The organism is Mesorhizobium sp. M7A.F.Ca.CA.002.05.1.1 (assembly GCF_003998335.1).
GTDB lineage: Bacteria > Pseudomonadota > Alphaproteobacteria > Rhizobiales > Rhizobiaceae > Mesorhizobium.
This window is the reverse complement of record NZ_RZQI01000507.1, coordinates 1-4405: the sequence shown is the minus strand read 5'-3', so window position 1 is coordinate 4405 and position 4405 is coordinate 1. Positions and strand designations below refer to the sequence as shown.

General features: G+C 63.0%; 4 protein-coding genes. 3 read left to right on the top strand and 1 reads right to left on the bottom strand.

Annotated features, from left to right (window positions below; translation table 11 throughout):
* Window positions 1-505 (top strand): LysR substrate-binding domain-containing protein (locus EN939_RS22685; protein WP_245473140.1); only part of this gene is annotated, 505 nt, incomplete at its 5' end.
* A 4-nt stretch (window positions 506-509) separates the two neighbouring features.
* On the opposite strand, the gene EN939_RS22680 is transcribed toward EN939_RS22685, so the two are convergent.
* Window positions 510-1781, bottom strand: a complete 1272-nt coding sequence (locus EN939_RS22680) for an NAD(P)/FAD-dependent oxidoreductase (protein ID WP_127269819.1) — start codon at window positions 1779-1781, stop codon at window positions 510-512.
* Between the two features lie 195 nt (window positions 1782-1976).
* Between EN939_RS22680 and EN939_RS22675 the strand changes: the two genes are divergently transcribed.
* Together EN939_RS22675 and EN939_RS22670 are read left to right on the top strand one after the other, a co-directional pair.
* Window positions 1977-2969: a dipeptidase gene (locus EN939_RS22675; protein ID WP_127269817.1), complete on the top strand. Its 993-nt coding sequence runs from the start codon at window positions 1977-1979 to the stop codon at window positions 2967-2969.
* Between the two features lie 312 nt (window positions 2970-3281).
* Window positions 3282-4405, top strand: a 1124-nt coding sequence (locus EN939_RS22670; protein ID WP_127269815.1) for an ABC transporter substrate-binding protein, incomplete at its 3' end; no start/stop codon positions are given.

Genomic DNA, 4405 nt, shown 5'->3' with positions numbered 1-4405 from the left:
GACATCCACCGATTACAGGGATTTCGATCATCCTGAAGTGGCATTGTCGATCCGTTTCGGCGAAGCCGGGCAATGGCCCGAATTCGTGACCGAAAAACTGCTCGACGGTGAATGGTTCCCGGTCTGCGCGCCGGCGTTCCTGGCGCGTTATCCGGCGCTCGCCTCGGAAGACCCCGAGGCTTTCATGGCGGTGCCGCTGCTGCATCAGGTGACGCCGCCCGGCGCGATCGACAGTTGGCAATCATGGATCGGAACCGACCGGAAACTCGACGGACCTCGGTTCACCAGCTACATGTCGATGATCCACGAAACCATCGCCGGGCGCGGCGCGGCACTCGCCTGGGCGGGATTTGCCGATGAGCATCTGCGCCGCGGCCAGCTCGTCCGGCTGACGAAAACCTCGCGTCGCCACGCCGGCTCCTTCCACATCGTCATGAGGAAGAATGCCGGCCCGGTGGTCAGGGCGGTGGCGCAGGCGCTGCTGGCCAGCGTCGGCGACAGCTAACAGATCAGGCCTCGCGACCAAACCGCGACGCTTCATGACGCGCGCCCCAGGCCGGCATGGCGGCCTCGATCTCGGCCTCCGACTTGAAGGCATCGGAGGCGTAGCGATCGACACGGAACCGCTCGGCGGAAACGAACGGGGTGTGCCCGAGGACCAGTTCGCAGGATAGCCGGCCAAGACCCGGTCCATGGGTGACGCCGCTCTCATTGTCGCCGCCGACGACCACGACATTGTCGCTGCCGGGCACCTTGCCGACGACAAGGCCGTTGTCGGGCGTGTAGCACGGCACGCCTTGCGCCCAGCTCGCGATCGTCGAACCGCGCAGCGGCGGGAACACAGTCTGCAACTCGGCAAGCTCCTGCTCGGAGGTCTCCCGCATCAGCTCGATATTGTGCGGCTGGCCAGGTTCGATCTCGTTGTCGTCGGTCTTGTAGAGAGGTTTGTAATGCCGGCCGGTTCCCCACATGACGGCGCCGAATGTTTCGCGCAGCCACAGCCGCAATTCGCGGCATTGGACCGTGGGAATGGTCGACGGCAGCCCACGATCGTCGGTGACGATGCGCGTTGCGACGACGCGCAGCAGCGGCAACTTCCAGCCGAGGCCTGATATGACCTGGTTGTTCCAGGCGCCGGCGGCAACGATCACGCCGTCAGCCTCAAGGCTGCCCTGATCGGTCTCGATGGTCACCCGGTCACCGGCATCATGGACGGCCGTTACGCGTGTGCCGCTGCGAAAAACACCGCCGAGCTCGCTGATCTGGCCGGTCAGTACCCCCATCGCCAGCTTGGTGTCGAGCTGGATGCCATGCGGATTGTAGGCGGCCGAATGGACCCGCGCCGGATCGATGAGGCCCTGCATCTTCTGGCCGATCTGCGCGGCGTTCAAATCCTGCATTTCCGGCGGGGCATAGGGTGAGTCCAGCACCGGTCGGACGAAACGCTCGCGCCCATCCTCGGTCAGCGCCATGATCAAGGTGCCGTTTGGCCGATAACCGATCTCGACGCCGACCTCGTGCAGCCTGCGATAGAAATCGAGGCCATATTGCTGCAGTTGAAGGCCTTCTTCACCGAGCGGGATCATGCCGGCGGACCAATGGGAGACGAAGCCCGCGCCGGCGCTGGTGGTCGCGGCACCCGGCTGACCCGCATCGATGACCGTCACCCGGCGCACGCCGGACCGCAGCAAATGGAAAGCCGCGCTGCAGCCGATAATACCGCCGCCGATCACGGCGATATGCCTGCTATCGCTCCCGCCATGGCTTCCGTTTGAGCTCATCTTTGTTCTCCCTTTTGCCGATGGCCCGGTCGGAGCGACATGCAGCGACGGCGACCATACAGGCCCGTTCGGAGCTGTCTAGACACATGTGTCTGTGGCCTGATACTTGATGCGCACTGCATCTGGATCACACATCCGGAACGCCGCTTGATCTGGCCTTCCGTTGTTGGTGTTGCCGAGAGAGCGAGGAAAAAAGTGAGCGTTTCGACTGCCGCCAAGGCCATTTTCGACAGTGAAATCATATGGGACGCGCATTCCGGCTTCATGCCGGATCCGGCTGCGGACCTGAACAATCTGCAGATCTGGCGCGACGCCGGCATCGACTATCTGTCAATCGATGTCGGCTTCGACCTGTTGCCCTGGGAGCAGACAGTGCGGACGCTCGCAAATTTCCGTCACTGGATCCTTGCCAATCCCGAGCACTACACGCTGGTCTCCTCCGTCGCGGAAATCCGCAAGGCCAAGCTCGAGGGCAAACTGGCGATCACCTTCGACATTGAGGGCATGAACGCGCTCGACGGCCGCATCGAAATGGTCGAGTTCTATCACCATCTGGGTGTGCGCCAGATCCTGTTCGCCTACAACAGGAACAACCTCGCCGGCGGCGGTTGCCACGATGTCGAGACCAGCCTGACGGCATTCGGCCGCGAGGTCATCGACGAGATGAACCGTCTCGGCATGTTCGTCGACGTCACCCACACCGGCTACCGCACCTCGATGGAGGTGATGGAATACTCGAACCGCCCTGTCATCTTCTCGCACTCCAACGCCAAGGCCCTGTGCGGCCATGGCCGCAACATCACCGACGAGCAGATAAAGGCCTGCGCGCGCACCGGCGGCATCGTCGCGATTGTCGGGCTCAATCGTTTCCTGGGAGAAGGGCGGACGGACTCGGACAGGCTGGCTGACCACATCGAATATCTCGTCGACCTGGCTGGCCCAAATCATGTCGGCATCGGACTGGACTACGCCTTTCCGGTTGATGTCAAAGGCATCGACCGCATCATTTCCGACAATCCGCAATTCTGGCCCAAGAGCGAATATCCGGAAGGGGCGACGACCTACGCGGCTCCCGGCCAGATGCGCGAACTGACCGATGTGCTTCTGCGCCGCGGCCAGTCCGAGCAGACCGTGCGCAACGTCCTGGGCGGCAATTTCGTGCGCCTGGCGGCCGAAATCTGGAAGTGAAGGTAGCGGAGAGCGCGTCTCCGCTCCAGCTCTTGATCCAGGCCCCACCGAATAGCGGGCCAGGCCGCACCGTGTGCGCGATCACATTTCGCGCTTAGCCGCTTGCCCATGCCGACGTAGCGGCGGGGTCGGATCGGATATCGAGATTTCCCGCAAGATCGTCCGTCTCCAAGATTCGGACATGCCGGCAAAATTTTCGCTAGACATAGATGTCTATTATTAGCAGTTTTAGCTGACAGACACATTCGGCCCGGCTTGGAGAATGGCCAACGGCTGGAAAGCAAAACAACGAAAACAGCAGAGGGGTAGAGCATGTCCATTCTAGCCGACACCAGGGTTTCGCGCCGCAGCCTGCTCGCCGGAGCCGGCGCTTTCGGCCTCGCCTCAATGGTCAATCCAAAAGTTTCCTGGTCGAGCGACGGGCCGATCCTCAAGGTGCGATCCTACGCCGACATCCAGACGCTCGACCCTTGCTTCCGGCTGGCGGCGCCTGAAGGCGACATCACCAGCGTCATCTTCGCCGGCCTCGTCGTCACCACGCCGGGCGATAGCTGGGGCTGGCGGCCGATGGCGGCGGAAACGATCAAGCAGCTCGACCCGCTGACCGTCGCCTTCCAGCTGCGCGACAATATCGGTTTCACAGACGGCTACGGCCAGATGACGGCGGAAGACGTCAAGTTTTCGATCGAACGCATCGCCGACCCCGCCAACAAAAGCCCCTATTCCGGCGACTGGGCAACGCTCAAGGAAGTCGAGGTCAAGGACAAGCTGTCGGGGCTGATCCACCTGAAGCAGGCCTTCGCGCCGCTGTGGACGTCGACCTTGCCGACGCCGTCCGGCACCATCCTGTCGAAGCGCGCCATCACCGAGCTCGGCGGCAAGATGGGCGTCAAGCCGGTGGCCCAGTCGGGCCCCTACATCCTGAAGGAATGGCTGCCCAAGCAGCGCACGGTGCTGGTGCGCAATCCCGACTGGAAGTACGAGCAGGGCGCCTTCGCGGAAATCCACATCCATCCGATCGAGGATGAGAAGACCGCCGAACTTGGCTATGAGGCCGGCGACCTCGACTACACCTGGACCGCGGTCTCCTCGATCTCGCGGCTGAAGCAGACACCGCCGCCAAAGACGACCGTCGTCGAGAAGCCTTCGCTGGCCTTTGTCTGGCTCGGCATGAACCAGGATGTCGCTCCCTTCAACAATCCGAACATGCGCCGCGCGGTTCAGTACGCCGTGGACCGCAAGGCGGTGGTCGACGCTGCCTATTTCGGTGCGGCCGCCACGGCCACCGGCATCATCGCGCCCGGTCTGCCTGGCCATCGCGAGAAGAACCTCTTCGATTTCGATCCGGACCGCGCCCGCGACATGATCGCCAAGGAGGGGCTGGCCGGCACCACGATCACGCTCGACATCCTCAACAAGACCGAGCGGCTGACCGC